The sequence below is a fragment of the Pseudomonas sp. Colony2 genome (assembly GCF_019382755.1).
Classification (GTDB): domain Bacteria; phylum Pseudomonadota; class Gammaproteobacteria; order Pseudomonadales; family Pseudomonadaceae; genus Aquipseudomonas.
Genome location: NZ_CP080030.1, coordinates 3,401,605 through 3,402,128, shown reverse-complemented (window position 1 = coordinate 3,402,128; position 524 = coordinate 3,401,605). Strand labels below are relative to the sequence as shown.

At 65.0% G+C, this 524-nt stretch carries 1 protein-coding gene; it reads right to left on the bottom strand.

The window, feature by feature from the left end; genetic code table 11:
• Positions 1-486, bottom strand: a 486-nt coding sequence (locus JV201_RS13455; protein WP_219407170.1) for a lysis system i-spanin subunit Rz, incomplete at its 3' end; no start/stop codon positions are given.
• Positions 487-524: the final 38 nt, after the last annotated feature.

Sequence of the window (524 nt, the reverse complement as noted above, 5' to 3'; positions counted from 1 at the left end):
GTACGCCTGGCACGCCCGCAGCGCGATCACGGCGTTATCCCCGTCGTCAGTGATGGCGATAATTCGTTGCGCATGCGCTGGGTCAAGTTGGGCTCTACGGGCTGCATGAACCAYGCYGACGGCRCCGGGGGTGGWAGGCACGTYGCAGCYACWGGCTGAATCCGTGGCRTCGAGAAGGACTGACAGCCGSACATCAGCAGTAGCAAGACGGTCACGCAGCAGAGCCTGGTTGCGCTGGGCATCGGATAATTCCCTGGAGTGTTGTTGGTCGGCGGCGGCCAGTTGCTGCTCGGTGGCTAGGCGCTTGTCYTGYTCGGCGCGKGCYTGGRCGGTCGCGGCATTGCCGATCGCGTCGAGGTCYGTCTGGAACTGCCCCGCCTGCTTTGCCAGCTTCCCGTCATACCGCCAGYCCTGCACCTGCCAGGCAGCGCCGAAGCTCACGGCCATCGCCAGCAGGATGAGCACCAGCTTCTGCACCTGCGTCATGCCAGCACCTTAAGCGCCTTGTCGTATAGCGCCTGGCG